Source organism: Nocardioides lijunqiniae (genome assembly GCF_015024225.1).
In the GTDB taxonomy this organism is placed as follows: domain Bacteria; phylum Actinomycetota; class Actinomycetes; order Propionibacteriales; family Nocardioidaceae; genus Nocardioides; species Nocardioides lijunqiniae.
The window spans coordinates 1-15,800 of sequence record NZ_JACJGM010000033.1; the positions used below are offsets into that span (position 1 = coordinate 1).

General features: G+C 73.7%; 14 protein-coding genes. 13 read left to right on the plus strand and 1 reads right to left on the minus strand.

What is annotated here, in order from left to right; translation table 11 throughout:
- The first annotated feature begins 181 nt into the window (after positions 1–181).
- From IRQ30_RS18020 to IRQ30_RS18035, 4 genes are all read left to right on the plus strand, one after another.
- The gene (locus tag IRQ30_RS18020) at positions 182–1,852 is read left to right on the plus strand and encodes a PucR family transcriptional regulator (protein ID WP_338089777.1); all 1,671 of its coding nucleotides are present in this window, start codon (positions 182–184) and stop codon (positions 1,850–1,852) included.
- A gap of 251 nt (positions 1,853–2,103) precedes the next feature.
- Positions 2,104–4,935, plus strand: coding sequence for a response regulator (locus IRQ30_RS18025; RefSeq protein ID WP_193614354.1), 2,832 nt, complete (start codon positions 2,104–2,106; stop codon positions 4,933–4,935).
- A gap of 16 nt (positions 4,936–4,951) precedes the next feature.
- On the plus strand, positions 4,952–6,256 hold the full coding sequence (locus tag IRQ30_RS18030) for a pyruvoyl-dependent arginine decarboxylase (protein WP_227467781.1): 1,305 nt from the start codon (positions 4,952–4,954) through the stop codon (positions 6,254–6,256).
- Complete coding sequence (locus IRQ30_RS18035; RefSeq protein ID WP_193614355.1) at positions 6,253–6,651, plus strand: response regulator; 399 nt, start codon at positions 6,253–6,255, stop codon at positions 6,649–6,651. Before IRQ30_RS18030 ends, IRQ30_RS18035 begins: the two co-directional genes overlap by 4 nt.
- Positions 6,652–6,684: 33 nt before the next feature.
- Here the strand turns inward: IRQ30_RS18035 and IRQ30_RS18040 are convergent, their stop codons facing one another.
- Positions 6,685–7,536: a DICT sensory domain-containing protein gene (locus tag IRQ30_RS18040; RefSeq protein WP_193614356.1), complete on the minus strand. Its 852-nt coding sequence runs from the start codon at positions 7,534–7,536 to the stop codon at positions 6,685–6,687.
- A gap of 105 nt (positions 7,537–7,641) precedes the next feature.
- Here IRQ30_RS18040 and IRQ30_RS18045 point away from each other — a divergent pair, with 105 nt between their 5' ends.
- From IRQ30_RS18045 to IRQ30_RS18085, 9 genes are read left to right on the plus strand one after another with little or no spacing between them, the layout of a single operon-like run.
- Complete coding sequence (locus IRQ30_RS18045; protein ID WP_227467782.1) at positions 7,642–8,658, plus strand: polyprenyl synthetase family protein; 1,017 nt, start codon at positions 7,642–7,644, stop codon at positions 8,656–8,658.
- Positions 8,655–9,533 (plus strand): phytoene/squalene synthase family protein, encoded by an 879-nt coding sequence (locus IRQ30_RS18050; protein ID WP_338089778.1) that lies wholly within the window; start codon positions 8,655–8,657, stop codon positions 9,531–9,533. Before IRQ30_RS18045 ends, IRQ30_RS18050 begins: the two co-directional genes overlap by 4 nt.
- On the plus strand, positions 9,530–11,164 hold the full coding sequence (gene crtI, locus IRQ30_RS18055; RefSeq protein WP_193614358.1) for a phytoene desaturase family protein: 1,635 nt from the start codon (positions 9,530–9,532) through the stop codon (positions 11,162–11,164). Before IRQ30_RS18050 ends, crtI begins: the two co-directional genes overlap by 4 nt.
- A gap of 7 nt (positions 11,165–11,171) precedes the next feature.
- Complete coding sequence (locus tag IRQ30_RS18060; RefSeq protein ID WP_227467783.1) at positions 11,172–11,525, plus strand: lycopene cyclase domain-containing protein; 354 nt, start codon at positions 11,172–11,174, stop codon at positions 11,523–11,525.
- A complete protein-coding gene (locus IRQ30_RS18065) occupies positions 11,522–11,854 on the plus strand; it encodes a lycopene cyclase domain-containing protein (RefSeq protein ID WP_193614359.1) in 333 nt (110 codons plus the stop codon). Before IRQ30_RS18060 ends, IRQ30_RS18065 begins: the two co-directional genes overlap by 4 nt.
- Positions 11,851–13,236: a cytochrome P450 gene (locus IRQ30_RS18070; RefSeq protein WP_193614360.1), complete on the plus strand. Its 1,386-nt coding sequence runs from the start codon at positions 11,851–11,853 to the stop codon at positions 13,234–13,236. Before IRQ30_RS18065 ends, IRQ30_RS18070 begins: the two co-directional genes overlap by 4 nt.
- Positions 13,233–14,372, plus strand: coding sequence for a glycosyltransferase (locus tag IRQ30_RS18075; RefSeq protein WP_193614361.1), 1,140 nt, complete (start codon positions 13,233–13,235; stop codon positions 14,370–14,372). Before IRQ30_RS18070 ends, IRQ30_RS18075 begins: the two co-directional genes overlap by 4 nt.
- Positions 14,372–14,857 (plus strand): glycosyl-4,4'-diaponeurosporenoate acyltransferase CrtO family protein, encoded by a 486-nt coding sequence (locus IRQ30_RS18080; protein ID WP_193614362.1) that lies wholly within the window; start codon positions 14,372–14,374, stop codon positions 14,855–14,857. The genes IRQ30_RS18075 and IRQ30_RS18080 overlap by 1 nt, the downstream gene beginning before the upstream one ends.
- Positions 14,854–15,693: a phosphatase PAP2 family protein gene (locus tag IRQ30_RS18085; protein ID WP_193614363.1), complete on the plus strand. Its 840-nt coding sequence runs from the start codon at positions 14,854–14,856 to the stop codon at positions 15,691–15,693. Before IRQ30_RS18080 ends, IRQ30_RS18085 begins: the two co-directional genes overlap by 4 nt.
- Positions 15,694–15,800 lie beyond the last annotated feature (107 nt).

Here is a 15,800-nt window from a genome sequence, read left to right on the forward strand (position 1 = left end):
GGGGGGGGGGGGGGGGGCGGGGGGGGGGGGGGGGGGGGGGCCCCCCCCGGGCGCCCCCCCCCCCCCCCCCCCCCCGACCCTCCCGCCGCCCCACCCCCCCCTGTCCGATCCACCAACCTGACAGCCCGATCTGGTGCGGTCCGACGAAGTAGGCTGGCGCCGGCCTCCCTACCGTCGGATGGTGATCCCCGCCGTGAACCTGCGTCCTCGCGCCAGCCTCGGACGCGTCCTCGACGACCTGGGGGCGACCCTGCTCGACCTGGTCGCCGGTGACGCGGAGGGCGCCCAGGAGATCGGCGGCGTGGTCATCCACGACCCGGTCGACCTGCCGCTGCTGCCGCCGGCCGCGCTGGTGCTCGGGGTCGGCGTCGACGAGCCCGGCCACGTGGTCGCGCTCCTGCGCTCGCTGGGCGAGCAGCGCGCCGCGGGACTGGTGCTCCGGAGCCCGGTCCAGGTCACCGACGAGGTGCGCGCGGCGGTGGCCGACTCCGGGGTCACGCTGCTCGGGCTGAGCCGGGGAGCCCCGTGGGCACACCTCGCCGCGATGCTCCGCTCGCTGCTGGCCGAGGGCGACGTCGGCGTCTCGGAGCCGGAGTCGCTGGGCGGGCTGCCCTCGGGTGACCTGTTCGCGGTCGCCAACGCGATCTCGTCGCTGCTGGACGCGCCGATCACGATCGAGGACCGCAGCTCGCGCGTGCTGGCGTTCTCGGGCCGGCAGGACGAGGCCGACCCGTCGCGGGTCGAGACGATCCTGGGCCGCCAGGTCCCCGAGCGCTACGCCCGGGTCCTCTCCGAGCGGGGCGTCTTCCGTGAGCTCCACCGCAGCGACCGGCCGGTCTTCATCACCCCGATCCCGATGGCCGGCAACACCTTCACCCAGCCCCGCGTCGCGGTCGCCGTGCGCGCCGGCGACGAGGTGCTCGGCTCGATCTGGGCCGCCGTGCCCGGCCCGCTCAGCGACGAGCGCACCGAGGCGCTCTGCGACGCCGCCAAGCTGGTGGCCCTGCACCTCCTGCGCGTGCGCGCCGGCGCCGACGTCCAGCGCCGGCTGCGCGCCGACCTGCTCAGCTCGGCCCTCGAGGGCGGGGTGGGCGCCCGCGAGGCCCTGGACCGCCTCGGCCTCGGCGGCCAGCAGCTGATGGTGCTCGGGGTCGCGGTGACCGGCTCCGACGTCGGCGACGGCGCGGACGACGACGCCGTGGTCGCCCACGAGCGCGAGCGCCTCAGCGACGCGTTCGCGATGCACCTCTCCGCCGTCCACCCCAAGTCGGCCGCGGCCCTGATCGGCGGCGTCGCCTACGGCCTGGTCCCGGTGCCCGGCACCGCCGACGGCGCCGAGGAGCGGGCCGCCAGGATCGGCCAGGAGTTCCTCGACCGGGTCGGCGACCGGCGCAGCGCCGTCGTCGGCATCGGGCCCGCCGCCGGCGACGTGGCCGAGCTGGCCCACTCGCGCTCCTGCGTCGACCGCGCCCTGCGCGTCCTGCGCGACGGCGGCGGCGGACGCCGCGTGGCCCGGCTGGCCGACATCCACGTCGAGGCGCTCGTGCTCGAGATGCGCGACGTCGTCGCCGCGCGCGGCGACCGTCCCGAGGGGGCGCTGGCGCGGCTGATGGCCTACGACGCCCAGCACCACGCCAACCTCGTCGAGACCCTGCAGGCGTGGCTCGAGGCCTTCGGCGACGTGGTCGCCGCGGCCGAGGGCCTCTACGTCCACCCCAACACCTTCCGCTACCGGCTGCGCCGGCTCATGGAGGTGGGGGAGATGGACCTCTCCGACCCCGACGTCCGCTTCGGCGCCCTGCTCCAGCTGCGGCTGCTGCCTCCGACGCCCGCGCCGGCGCCGGCGGAGTGACGGCGCCCGGCCGCCGACCGTCCGAGGCCCCTCGACCGGGACCGGCCCGACTGCGAGGGAGCGGCGCGTGCACGAGGCGCCGCAGGCTCTAGACTGGGTGTGGTCTTGACTCGCACCCGTCCGCTGCCCGGAGGCTCCTCCTTCGCGGCAGGCGGTCGTCGTGCGCTGGAGCATCGGGGGCGTTCGTGATGGTCGGAGGGCAGAGGTCCGACCACCGACGGCAGTTCCGCTGGGCTGTGGGCGCATGGGCCGTGGCAGTGGTGTCCGTCGCCCTGTTGCTCTCGCCGCTGCTGCCCGCCGACCCCCGGGAGTCGATCAGTGCGGTCGGGCTCGTCCTGGCCGGCCTCGTGGCGATCACCTGCGGGGTGCGCCGGGCGCGCACGAGCTCGGCCGCCGACGCCCTCCCGTGGTGGGTGCTCGTCGTCGCGGGCTGCGTCCTCCTGGCCGGCAACTCGTGGTCCGCCGTCGTGGGGGCCGACCCGGTCACCTCGCCCAGCCTCTTCGCCAACCTGTGCATCGCCACAGCGCTCGTCATGTCGACGGTCGCCCTCACGCTCTTCCCCGGGGTACGCCGCCGGGGCGCGGACCTGCTCGTGATGCTCCTCGACGGCATCGTCGCCGGCGGTGCGTTCCTGCTGATCGCGGCCGCGCTGGTCTACTCCGAGCTGCTCAGTGGTGCGGGGCCCGCCGGGGGCGCGGCCAACCGGGCCCTCGCGCTGTTCTTCCCCGCCCTCGACATCGCCCTGGCGACCGTCGCCGTGCTCCTCGTGGTCCGCGCGCCGCGCGGCGACCGGCTGATGCTCGGCCTCGTCGCCGCGGCCTTCCTGATGTACGCCGCCGCGGATCTGTCCTTCGCCGTCCTCACCGCCGAGGGCACCTACCGCTTCGGCGACCCGCTGGACCTGGGCTGGATCGCGGGCTACCTCACGCTCGGGCTCGCGACCTGGGCGCCGCCGCGCGACGACGGCGGGAGCGACCCGCGCCTGTTCCGTCCCTCCGACCTGACCGGCACGGCCCTCGTCTTCGGCATCCTGGCCGTGGCGACCGTCGTCCAGGTGGTGGCCGGCGACACCGGCCGGCTGCAGGCGGCCCAGTCGGTCCTCTGGGTGCTGATCGTGGTGGCGGCCGGCTCCCGGCAGCTCCTGCTGACCGCCGACAACATCGCGCTGCGACGCGGCCTCGAGCGCCGCGTCGCGGAGCAGACGGCCGGCCTGCGGCGCCTGGCCCGCCAGAACGAGGTGCTGATCACCTCGGTCGGCGACGGCGTCTACGGCGTGGACGCCGAGGGCCGGATCACCTTCATCAACCCCTCCGCCGCGCAGATGCTCGGGTCGTCGGCCGACGAGCTGCGCGGCACGCGCGCGCACGACCGCTTCCACGCCCCGGGCGAGGACGGCGTCGCGCTGCCGTACGCCGGCTGCTACATCCACCAGGCGATCGCCCACGGCGACCTGGCCATGTCCGAGGAGGACGAGTACGTCCGCGCCGACGGCAGCACGTTCGCCGTCGAGATCACCGCGTCCCCGCTGGTCGAGGACTCCGCCGACCGGGGGGCGGTGGTGACCTTCCGCGACATCACCCAGCGCCGCGAGGTCGAGCGGATGAAGAACGAGTTCCTGTCGGTGGTGAGCCATGAGCTACGGACCCCGCTGACCTCGATCCGCGGCTCGCTCGGCCTCCTCAACAGCGGCCGGCTCGGCGCGCTGCCGGAGCGCGCCGCACCGCTCGTGGAGGTCGCCCTCCAGAGCAGCGAGCGACTCACCCGCCTGATCAACGACCTGCTGGACATCGAGCGGATCGAGTCGGGGACCAATCCGATGGACCTGCAGCCGCGCGACGCCCGCGCCCTGCTCGAGACCGCGGCCGGCCTCATCGAGGGCATGGCGACCCAGGCCCAGGTGAGGGTCGTCGTGGGCGCGGCCGAGGGCCGTGTGCTCGCCGACGAGGACCAGGTCGTGCAGACGCTGCTGAACCTCCTCGGCAACGCGATCAAGTTCTCCGACCCGGGCTCGGCGGTGCACGTGGACGCGCGGACGGTCGGGGCGAAGGTCCACTTCCGCGTCAGCGACGAGGGACGAGGGATCCCGGCCGACAAGCTCGAGTCCATCTTCGAGCGGTTCGAGCAGGTCGACTCCTCCGACACCCGTCAGAAGGGCGGCACCGGGCTGGGTCTGACCATCTCGCGCGGCATCGTGGAGAAGCACGGCGGCCGCATCTGGGCCGAGGACGGGCTCGAGCGGGGCGCCGTCATCCACTTCACGCTGCCGTCGGTCCTGAGCGTCTCGCGCTCCGTCCCGGCGCCGACCCCGCCCTCGGCGGCGCCCGGATCGCGACACGTGCTGGTCTGCGACGACGACGAGACGGTGGTGGAGCAGTTCTGCTCGCTCTTGCGCCAGCACGGCTTCCGCGCCACCGGGGTGACCAGCGGCGATCGCGCGCTGGAGCTCATCCGCGGCGAGCAGCCCCACGCCCTGGTGCTGGACCTGATGATGCCGGGCACCACGGGCGCGGAGGTGCTGCACGCCCTGCGCGCGTCCGAGCCCACCCACGACATCCCGGTGGTGGTCGTCTCCGGCCTGCGCCCGGAGGCCGACGAGGCGGTGGCTCGCGAGACCGACGACTGGCTGGTCAAGCCCGTCAGCGAGACCCGGCTGGTCGAGGCCGTGACGCTGGCCGCGTCGGGGCGCGGGCACAGCGGCACGCGCGTGCTCCTGATCGAGGACGACGAGGACCTGGCGCAGGTGCTGTCCGCCCTGCTCGTCGACGCCGGCCTGGAGGTCGTGCACGCGACGTCCGTGGCCGAGGCCACGGCCCGCGGGCCCGCCTGGGAGCCCGACGTCATCGTCCTCGACCTGCAGCTGCCCGACGGCTCGGGGGAGGACGTGGTGGCCGCCTTCCGGCACCGTCGGACGCTGGCGCAGACTCCTCTCGTCGTCTACAGCGCCGTGGACGTCCAGGGGCACCGCCGCGAGGACCTCCGACTCGGGCGGACCGTCTTCCTCACCAAGCGCAGCACCGGCCCCGAGTCGCTCAGCCACGAGCTGCTGAGGCTCCTGGAGGCCGTGGCCGTGACCGACGAATGACCGAGCGAGGAGTCCCATGAGCACCGCACGATCGGCGCAGCGGCCTCCGGCCGAGACCGTGCCCACCGCCGCCGACGCAGGCCTGACCATCACGGTGCGCACCGGCTCGGGGTCCGGGCGCACGCTGCTGTCGGCGTTCGACCATGCGCTGCACCTGGCCGGCGTCGCCGACTTCAACCTGGTCACGCTCTCCTCGGTGATCCCGCCCGGCAGCCGCGTCCGCAACGTCGACGCGGCGCTGGCCGGCGGTCACGGCGACGTGCTGTTCGCCGTGCGCGCCGAGGCCTTCGCCGAGCGTCCGGGCGACGTCGCGTGGGCGGGCCTCGGCTGGTGCGCCGACGAGACCGGCGCGGGTCTCTTCGTGGAGCACCACGGGACCTCCGAGGAGCAGGTCGCCCACCTCATCGAGACCAGCCTGGCCGACATGAAGGCCACCCGGGACCACGACTACGGCCCGGTCTCCATGACGCTGGCCTCGGCGGTGTGCGTCGACCGACCCGTGTGCGCCCTGGTGATCGCGGCCTACGAGGTCGCCACGTGGCGCGACGCCGTCCCCGCCGCGGCACCCGTCCGCGCGGAGGGGCAGGTCTCGGACGCCGGGCACGGTCACGTCGGCCCGCGCACCGTCCACGGCCACGCCGTGACGTCGGCGGAGCCCTCCGAGCCCCCGCTGCACGACGACGAGGTGGTCACGTCCCGGTCGGTCCCGGTGCCCGAGACGTCGCGCAGCGCCGTGGCGCGGGTGACGGTGGAGACGCACGTCGACGCCGCGACGGCCAAGGACTACTACCGGCTCTACCGCGCGAGCTTCTCGGGCATCGAGACCCTGGCCGTGGCCCGCCACATGCTGCACGAGTCGGAGTTCCTCGAGGAGATGCTCGACCCGCGTGTGCACAAGTACATCGCCTGGGGCCACGACGGCCAGGCGGTCGGCATGACCACGCTCACCCAGGACCTGGCGACGGTGCCGTGGATCAGCCCGCAGTGGTTCGCCCACCACCTGCCCGAGCACAGCGCGCGCCAGGCGGCGTACTACTTCGGCTTCGCGCTGGTCCACCCCGACCACCAGGGCGCTCAGGTGCTGCGCGCCATGATCGAGCCCATGGCCCTCGAGGTGATGCGGAACCGTGGCGTCGTCACGTGGGACATGTGCGCCGCCAACGACGCCCGCGGCTTCGGCCAGACCTACATGAAGCTGCTGGAGGCGTTCGGCGACGTCACGACCGAGGTCATCGACCGCCAGACCTACTACGCGGCGACCTACCACGGGCCGCGCACCGACGACCCGACCGCAGACCCCCACGAGGAAGGATCGTCATGACGATGCCCACCGTGCTCGTGGTCGACGACGACGAGATGATCCGCCAGCTCACCGAGATGAGCCTGGAGTCGGTCAACGGCTGGACGGTCCTGACCGCCAGCGGCGGGGGCGAGGCCATCGAGCTGGCCCGGCGCCACCACCCCGACGCCATGCTGCTGGACATGATGATGCCGGACATGGACGGCCTCACGACGTTCCAGCACCTCCAGGACGACGAGACCACCCGCGACATCCCGGTCATCCTGTTCACCGCCAAGAGCACCGTCGGGCAGCAGCAGCCCTGGGACGGCTACGCCATCTCCGGGGTCATCGCCAAGCCCTTCGACCCGATGTCGCTCGGCGACCAGATCGCCGAGAAGCTGCGCTGGACGCACCTGTCCGGTCCCGACGCCTGACCGAGCCTGGGTGCGGGTCTCGGCGACGGCCTCTCAGCGCGCCGAGTCGAGGTAGCCCAGGGTGCGGGTCATGAGGTCCGACGCCCGTCGGAGGTCCGCGGACGCAGCCGGCGGCTCCTCGTTGAGCACGGCGAGGTTGGAGCTGCGCCAACCGGGCCGGTACTCGTCGGCCAGGGCCGCTGCCACTCGGCTGGCGTCGCGCACCACCCGGGGGTCCACGGTCCACACCGCGTCGAAACGGCGCAGCCCATCGGCGACGCCGGCCTGTCCGGGTCGTTCGACGGCGGCCAGGCAGGCCGGCAGGTCGGGAGCGTCGCACACGACGACCCACTCGCGGTTCAGGGGAGCCTCGTGAGGCAGGGCCACCTCGATCGGTTGACCTGGCTCCAGTGCTGCGGGTCGAGCGAGGTCGGCGAACACGACGGCGGCCTCGGCGGTGCGCGCGAGCTCGACCCAGCGTGAGCGGGAGGCACGGAGGAACCGGGCGCGCTGGAAGCCCCCGAAGATCACCGGAGCCTGTGCCTGCGCGCAGCACTCGTCCTCGATGGCCCGGCTGAGCGCGAGGACGCTGGACTTGGTCAGGGCCTGCGACACGAGGGCTGGGTGGGAGCGGCGCAGCTCGGCGAAGACCGACCGTGCCTGGAGGGACTCCGCGCTCACCCGCCGGATCGCGGCTCCCAGCATCTGCCCGGCGTCGCGGTGCCGGCACACCTCCTGCACCGCGACCACGTCGGCGGCGGCGTACCGGCGGTGGCCGCCGGCGAGGCGGACGGGGCGAGGGAACCCGTAGCGCGACTCCCAGCTGCGCAGCGTGCCCGGCGGGACGCCGGTGCGCTCCGAGAGGTCGCTGATGGTCAGCAGATGCCCGTGGGGCGACCGCTCCATGGCAACCTCTTCACAGTGCGTAGTTTAGACTCAAAGTCTTGCACAAGCCTCCCTACCGCGTGGCACGAGGAGATGGACGTGACATCACGAGGTTCCGATGATGCGTTGCACCGACTGCTGACGGACGGGCGAGCGCGTGCGGCGGCGATCGATCCCTCGCACGCGCGTCTCTGGGAGTCCGTGGCGCAGGCCACCGAGGGCGGCAAGAGGTTTCGTCCCGCACTGGTGAGCGCCGCCCACGACGCGCTCGCCGGCACCAGTGCGGCCGCGGCGGCGCAGGTCGGGGCGGCGGTGGAGCTGCTCCACACGGCGTTCGTCATCCACGACGACGTCATCGACGGCGACCAGGTCCGGCGGGGCCGCCTCAACGTCAGCGGGACCTTCACCGCGCAGGCGCGCGACGCCGGAGCGACGCCCGAGGGGGCCGCCGAGCTCGGGCTCGCCGCGGGCGTCCTCGCCGGGGACCTCGCGCTGGCCGGCGCGATCCGCGCGGTCGCCACGTGCGGCGCCGCCACCGACGCGGTCGGCCGGCTGCTCGACCTGTTCGACGGCGCGCTGCACACGACGGCGGCGGGAGAGCTCGCCGACGTGAGGCTCGCGCTCCACCTGGGGCCCGCGTCGCTGCGCGAGAGCCTGGCGATGGAGGAGCAGAAGACGAGTGCCTACTCCTTCGCCCTCCCGCTGCAGGCCGGAGCGGTGCTCGCCGGCGCCGACGAGCACACGGTCGAGCGGCTGGGGAGGGCCGGCTGCCTGCTCGGCATCGCCTTCCAGCTGGCGGACGACCTCATCGGCGTGTTCGGGGACCCCGCGCAGACCGGCAAGAGCGCGACCAGCGACCTGCGCACGCGCAAGCAGACCCCGCTGCTCATCCATGCGAGCACCACCGACGAGTGGGCCGAGATCCGCGACTACGTCGGGCGCGACCTCACCGACGAGCAGCTCCTCGAGGCGCGGCGGCTGCTCACGTCGTCGGGCTCCCGCGGGTTCGTCGAGGAGCTCGCCGAGACCTACCTCGCGGAGGCCCGCGGGATCGTCGAGGACCTGGGCATCCCCTCCGCCATCGTCCCCGCCCTGAGTGCCTGCCGCCCGGGCCTCGTCGAACGCAAGGAGGTCGCGGCGTGAGCCCGTTCCTCGTGCCTCGGCGCCCCGGCCACAGCCTCTACGACTCCGTCTCCGAGCGGAGTGCGGCGATGGTCATCCGTCGCTACTCCAGCTCCTTCGGACTGGCGTCCCTGCTCCTCGGCCAGCCCGTCCGCACCCACGTGCGCAACGCCTACGCGCTCGTCCGGGTGGCCGACGAGATCGTCGACAACCCCGACCCGGGCCTGCGGCGGGAGTCCCGCGACCTCATGCTCACCGCGCTCCAGGACGACGTGCACCAGTCGCTGCGGACCGGATACAGCCCCAACCTGACCGTGCACGCCTTCGCCGCGACGGCGAGCGCGTGCGGGATCGGCGCGGATCTCGTGGACCCGTTCTTCGCGTCGATGCGGATGGACCTGGACATCACCGTCCACACCCCCGAGAGCTTCGAGCGCTACGTCTACGGGTCGGCAGAGGTGGTGGGCCTGATGTGCCTGCGGGTCTTCCTGGCCCGGGAGCCGGCCCGCGACCGGGACTACGCCCGGCTCGCACCGGGCGCGCAACGCCTCGGCGCCGCGTTCCAGAAGCTCAACTTCCTTCGTGACCTCGCCGAGGACCACGACACCCTGCACCGGTGCTACTTCCCGGGGCTCGACGTCGACCGCTTCGACGACACCGACCGCGACCGGATCCTCGACGACATCGACACCGACCTGGACGCGGCCGACGCGGTCATTCCCCAGCTGCCGGCCGGCAGCCGACGGGCGGTCCGCGTCGCGCACGCCACGTTCGCCGAGCTCGCCGCCCGGCTCCGGGCCACCCCGGCGGACCGCATCCGCCGCACCCGCGTCCGAGTCCCGGACCCCGTTAAGATGCGGGTCATGGCCGGAGCGCTCTACGGAAGGCGCGCATGAGACCCGTGCTCGACGACGCGGGGTCGGACTCGGCCCCGACCTCCTCCGGCTCCGGTCGGGTCGTGGTGATCGGCGGCGGGATCGCCGGCCTGGCCACCGCCGCCCTCCTGGCATCGCGCGGCTACGACGTCGACCTCCTCGAGCAGAACGACGACCTCGGCGGTCGGGTCGGCAGCGTCGAGCGGGACGGGTTCCGCTTCGACACCGGCGCGTCGTGGTACCTGATGCCGGAGGTCTTCGAGCGGTTCTTCTCCTTGCTCGGCACCTCCGTCGACGCGGAGCTGGACCTCGCGGTGCTCGACCCGAGCTACCGCGTGTTCTTCGAGGGCCATGCCGAGCCGATCGACATCCGCCCCGACCGCGAGCACAACCGCGCGCTCTTCGAGTCGCTGGAGCCCGGCGCCGGCGACCGGTTCGACGCCTACCTCCGCTCCGCGGAGGACACCTACGACGTCGCGCTGCGCCGCTTCCTCTACAACAACTTCGCCGCCCCGTCGACGCTGCTCCATCCCGAGGTGGTCCGCCGGATCCCCCGACTGAGCCGGCTGCTGACCCGGTCCCTCGAGAGCCACGTCGCGGCGCGGTTCTCCGACAACCGGCTCCGCCAGGTGCTGGGCTATCCCGCGGTGTTCCTCGGCTCGTCGCCGAGCCGGGCACCGAGCATGTACCACCTGATGAGCCGGCTCGACCTCGGCGACCGGGTGCTCTACCCGCAGGGCGGGTTCACGCACCTCATCGACGCCATCGCCGCGCTCGCCCAGCGCCACGGAGCGCGGCTGCACACCGCCACGCCGGTCACCGCCATCCTCACCGACGAGAGCGACCGGGCGGGCCGGCCGCGGGTGGTCGGCGTCGAGGTGTCGGTGGACGGGCGGCGTCACTCGTTCCCCGCCGACATCGTCGTGGGCGCCGCGGACCTCCACCACGTCGAGACCACCCTGCTCCCCCCGGAGCTGCAGACCCACCCGGAGAAGACGTGGCCGCGGCGCACCCCCGGGACCGGCGCCGTGCTCGCGATGCTCGGGGTGGAGGGCCGGCTGCCGCAGCTGCCCCACCACTCCCTGTTCTTCACCTCCGACTGGAAGCAGAACTTCGGCGACATCTTCGGGTCCGAGGCCCGGGTGCCGGACCCGGCGTCGGTCTACGTCTGCAAGCCCTCCGAGACCGACCCGAGCGTCGCTCCCGAGGGCTCGGAGAACCTGTTCGTCCTGGTGCCGGTGCCGGCCGACGTCTCGATCGGCTCCGGAGGCGACGACGGGGGCGGCTCGCCGCTCGTGGAGCGCGCGGCGGACGCCGCGATCGACCAGGTGGCGGCGTGGGCCGGGATCCCGGACCTGCGCGACCGGATCCGGGTGCGGCACACCGTCGGCCCGGAGGACTTCGCCCGGCGCTACAACGCCTGGCAGGGCGGGGCGCTCGGGCTGGAGCACACCCTGCGCCAGAGCGCGTTCTTCCGTCCGAGCAACGTCTCCGGCAAGGTCGACGGCCTCCTGTACGCCGGAGCCAGCACCGTGCCCGGGGTCGGCCTGCCCATGTGCCTGATCAGCGCCGAGCTGGTGCTCAAGCGGCTCACCGACGACCGGTCCGCCGGCCCCGCGGTCGGCACGCCGCTCGACCAGCAGCCGGTGTGAGGACGCGATGAGCCTGCTCCACTGGTCCTACGTCGCGATGCTGGCCTTCTGCCTCGCGGGCACGCTGCCGCTCGTCCCGGCGTTCCGGCTCCGCGTGCTGCGGCAGCCGACCCGCCTGCTGCTGACGATCCTGCTCGCCGGCACGCCGTTCCTCGTCTGGGACCTCTACGCGACCGGGGCGGGCCACTGGACCTTTGACGCCGCCCAGACGCTGACGTGGCGGGTGGCCGGGCTGCCGCTGGAGGAGATCGGCTTCTTCGTGGTGATCCCGCTGGTCTCCGTGCTGACCTACGAGGCCGTGCGCGCCATGTCCGCCCGGGACCGGGTCCGGGCCGACGACCGACGCGAGGAGGCCCCATGAGCTACACCGCCCTCGCCGTGGTCGGGGTGCTGGCGGCCCTCGCCCTGGACCGGCTCGTCGGCACCCGGCTCACCAGCACGAGGAGCTGGTGGACGGCCTACGGCATCATCATCTTCTTCCAGCTCCTGACCAACGGCTGGCTCACCGGTCGCGGCATCGTCCGCTACAACGCCGCGGAGATCCTCGGCAGCGAGAGCATCACCTTCGTCGGGGACGGTCGCCTGGTCTACGCGCCGGTCGAGGACCTCGCGTTCGGCTTCGCGCTCGTGCTGACCTCGTGCGTGGCCTGGGTGTGGCTGGGACGACGCGCCACGGAGGGTGAGGCGTGAGCGCGGCCCGGTCCTGGGCGAGCAAGCCCCTCGACATCGGGGTGCCCGGCCCGACCCCGCTGGACATGGCCCGGTCGCTGCGCTCGATCCGTGCCGACCCGCTGTCGTTCCTCACCTCGGTGAGCGAGCAGTACGGCGACCTGGTGGCGTTCCCGGTCCCGGGCGCACCGGCCCTGCTGCTGAACGACCCGGCCGACGTGAAGCACGTCCTGCAGACCTCGGCCCGCAACTGGGGCAAGCAGACGGTGCAGTACGCCGCCCTCTCCCGCGTGACCGGCCCCGGGCTGCTGGCCTCCTCCGAGCCCAACTGGATCGAGCACCGCCGCGTCGCCGCGCCGGCGTTCCACCACCAGCGGCTCGAGGCGGTGGCCGACCAGGTCCGGGCTGCGGCCGACGCGGCCATCTCCGAGAGGCTCGGCGGCGGTGCCGTCGCGGGCGGCGCGCTCGTGGACGTCGCCGCCCTCACGCACCGCATCGGTCTGGACGCCGTCGGGCGGGCCCTGTTCTCCACCGACCTGTCCGGTCACGCCCAACGACTGCTGGACGCGACCAGCGACGCCGCCACCCTGGTCTACCGGCTGGGACGCTCGGTCCTGCAGACGGCGTCCTGGGCCCCGACGCCGACGAACCTGTGGCTGCGCTCGACGTACCGCCGCCTCGACGCCATCTCCGCCGACCTGGTCGCCCAGCGGCGGGCCCGGCCGTCGTCGGCGGGTGGGTCCCACGGCGACGACCTCCTGGGCCTGCTGCTGGACAGCGGGATGAGCGACGCCGAGATCAGGCACGAGCTGGTCACCATGGTCATCGCCGGGCACGAGACCGTGGCCGCCGCGCTGGCCTGGACGCTGATGCTCGTCGCCGAGGACCAGTCGGTCCAGGACCGGCTGCGCGCCGAGCTGACGCAGCACTCCGGTCCGGTGTCGCTGCTCGGGCACCGCGAGACGCTGCCCTGGACGCGAGCCGTCGTGGACGAGTCGCTGCGCCTCTTCCCGCCGGCCTGGGCGCTGTCGCGACGCTCGCACGGGGACGACGTCGTCGCGGGTCGCGCCGTGCCGGCGGGCACCCTCGCCATCATCAGCCCGTGGCTGGTCCACCGGCGCGCCGACTTCTGGCCCGACCCGCTCACGTTCCGGCCGGACCGGTTCCTCGGTGCGACCGGGACGCCGCCGGGATACCTGCCGTTCGGGCAGGGACCGCGCCTGTGCATCGGCCGCGAGTTCGCGCTGGGGGAGATGGTCGTCGTGCTCAGCCGGCTGCTCACGGCCTACCAGGTGGACGTGCCGGACGGCTGGTCGCGGCCACGAGCGCAGGCGAAGGTGGCGGTGCACCCCGGCGGTGGCATGCCCCTGGTGGTGACCCCGCTGGGTCGGGCACGGTCGTGACCGACCTGGTCGTCGCCGCGCTGCTGCTGGTGGCCGCGGCCGGTGCCGCCTGGCTGCTGCGCGACCTCCGCACGCTCCCGGCCGCCGGCGAGCACGGTGCCCGGGCCGGCTCCGTCTCGGTCGTCGTCCCCGCTCGCGACGAGGAGGCGAGCCTGCCGGCGCTCCTGCAGTCCCTGCGCGACCTGACCGTCGGGGTCCACGAGGTCGTCGTGGTCGACGACGCCTCGCGCGACGCCACGGCGGCGGTGGCCCGGGCCTCCTCCGCCACCGTCCTGCCCGCGGGGGACCCGCCGGAGGGCTGGACCGGCAAGGCCTGGGCCTGCCACGTGGGGGCCGAGGCGACCAGCGGCGACCTCCTGCTGTTCCTCGACGCCGACACCAGGCTGTCGCCGGACGCGCTGGGTGGACTGCTGGAGGCCCACGACGGGTACCGGGGTCTCGTGTCGGTGCAACCCTTCCACGCGGTCGTGCGGCCCTACGAGCAGCTCTCGGCCTACTTCAACGTGGTCTCGGTGCTGGCCAGTGGCGCCTTCGGTCGTCGCCCCGCGGCTCGGCCGATGGCCTTCGGGCCGTGCCTGCTGACCTCGCGGGCCGACTACGAGCGCGCAGGGGGTCACGCCGCCGTCAGGAGCGAGATCCTCGACGACGTACGACTGGCGGCCGCCTACGAGCGCGCCGGCCTCCCCGTGCGGTGCTGGGTCGGCGGCGAGTCGATGCGGATGCGCAGCTACCCGGGCGGGATCCGGCAGCTGGCCGACGGCTGGACCAAGAACGTCGCCTCCGGGGCGGCGGCCGCCGCGCCCGGTCCCACGCTCGGGGCGGTGGGGTGGATCGGCGCGCACCACGCCGTCGCCGTCGGCGTCGTCCTGGTGCTGGTCCAGACCCTCTCCGGCCAGGACGTGCCCCTGACGCACGGTCATCCCGCCCTGTGGCTGGCCGCCTGGGCGGTCGTGTCCTGGCAGCTGCGATCGGTCCTCAGGTCGCTCGGCTCGTTCCGCTGGTGGACGTGGCTCCTCTTCCCGGTGCCGCTGCTCGCGTTCGACCTGATCTTCGCGCGGTCCCTGGGCCGCACCCTCGTCGGGCGCTCGGTGCAGTGGCGGGGGCGCGAGGTCCGGCTGGACAGGGACGGCGCCTGATGCTCCGCCTGCTGATGCCGCAGACCGTGACCATCGCGGTCGACATCCTCGCCTGGGGCGCCTTCCACAGCCTCACGGGCCTCGTCGCCCACCGGCTCGACGATCGCCGCCTGGCCCGGGACGGCTGGCTGCTGCGGCAGCGCGCGTTCGAGGACGGCGGACGGTGGTACCGACGCCGGCTCCGGATCCACCGCTGGAAGGACCGGCTCCCCGAGGCCGGGGCCCTGTTCCCAGGGGGCATGAGCAAGCGCCACCTGCCGACGTACGACGCCGAGGGGTTGCGGGTCTTCGCCCGCGAGACCCGACGGGCCGAGCTGGCGCACTGGTGGGCCATGCTCTGCGGGCCGCTCTTCGTCCTCTGGAACCCTCCTCTCGCGTCCGCCCTCCTCATCACCTACGGCGTGCTGATCAACCTGCCGTTCATCCTCATCCAGCGCTACAACCGCTTCCGGATCAACGCCCTGATCGGACGCCGCCGGGGATGACGAGCCTGGACAGCGAGCGTGACACGTCACGACCGGCGCCGTCTCGTCACGGCCCCATCGCACAGCTGCTGATCGCCTGGTCCCCGCTCAGCGGGATCCTGATCGCCTACGCCGTCGCCCAGTGGATCAACGCTCCCCTGGCCGAGCAGGCCGTCGACGGGGACCGCAACCGGCTCGGCTTCAGCCTTCACGTCGCCGGCCCTCCACGAGCCGACGAGGCCGTCTTCGGGGCAGTGCCGACCGTCCACCTGCAGCAGTGGCTCGTCGACGGCGCCGCGCACTGGTACGACGGCCTGGCCGCGCTGATCTACGTCACCCACTTCGTCGTCATCCCCGTGGTCACCGGCCTGGTGTGGTTCCGGATGCGGGACCGGTTCACGGCGTGGCTGACGGCCGTCCTGACGTTCACCGTCGTCGGGGTGACCGGCTACGTCGTCTACCCCGCCGCCCCTCCGTGGTGGGCCTCCGAGCAGGACCGGATCGGTGCCGTCGACCGGATCTCCGGCCTCGGCTGGCACTACCTGCACCTCGAGCCGATCGCGCGGCTGACCGAGCTCGGCCAGGGACAGAGCAACCCGGTGGCGGCCATGCCGTCGCTGCACGCGGGGGCCGCGCTCCTCGTCGCGCTGTTCCTGTGGCCCTCGGTGAGGAGCTGGGTCCGCGGCGCGTTGCTCCTCTACGCCGGGTCCATGGCCTGGGTGCTGGTCTACACCGGCGAGCACTACGTCGTCGACGTGGTCGCCGGCTGGCTGACGGCGGGCGTGGCCGTCCTGGTGAGTGTGGTCGGCCTGGTCGGCCTGGTGGGCAGAGTCAGCGCGTCAGACGGCGAGAGCTGACGACCGGCTCTCGCTAAGAGGGGTCTTCACGCACCGTTTACCTGAGCACCGGGAAGCGGACGCGGACCGGTGGTGCGGCGCTGGGTGAATCCTCCCGTGCCGCGATC

What these genes read in the sequence shown, in the direction of transcription:
- IRQ30_RS18060 (WP_227467783.1), top strand. Translation starts at nt 11,172, where the DNA reads ATGAGCCTGCTCCACTGGTCCTACGTCGCGATGCTGGCCTTCTGCCTC.
- IRQ30_RS18080 (WP_193614362.1), top strand. Translation starts at nt 14,372, where the DNA reads ATGCTCCGCCTGCTGATGCCGCAGACCGTGACCATCGCGGTCGACATC.
- IRQ30_RS18030 (WP_227467781.1), top strand. Translation starts at nt 4,952, where the DNA reads ATGAGCACCGCACGATCGGCGCAGCGGCCTCCGGCCGAGACCGTGCCC.
- crtI (WP_193614358.1), top strand. Translation starts at nt 9,530, where the DNA reads ATGAGACCCGTGCTCGACGACGCGGGGTCGGACTCGGCCCCGACCTCC.
- IRQ30_RS18065 (WP_193614359.1), top strand. Translation starts at nt 11,522, where the DNA reads ATGAGCTACACCGCCCTCGCCGTGGTCGGGGTGCTGGCGGCCCTCGCC.
- IRQ30_RS18035 (WP_193614355.1), top strand. Translation starts at nt 6,253, where the DNA reads ATGACGATGCCCACCGTGCTCGTGGTCGACGACGACGAGATGATCCGC.
- IRQ30_RS18040 (WP_193614356.1), bottom strand. Translation starts at nt 7,536, where the DNA reads ATGGAGCGGTCGCCCCACGGGCATCTGCTGACCATCAGCGACCTCTCG.
- IRQ30_RS18085 (WP_193614363.1), top strand. Translation starts at nt 14,854, where the DNA reads ATGACGAGCCTGGACAGCGAGCGTGACACGTCACGACCGGCGCCGTCT.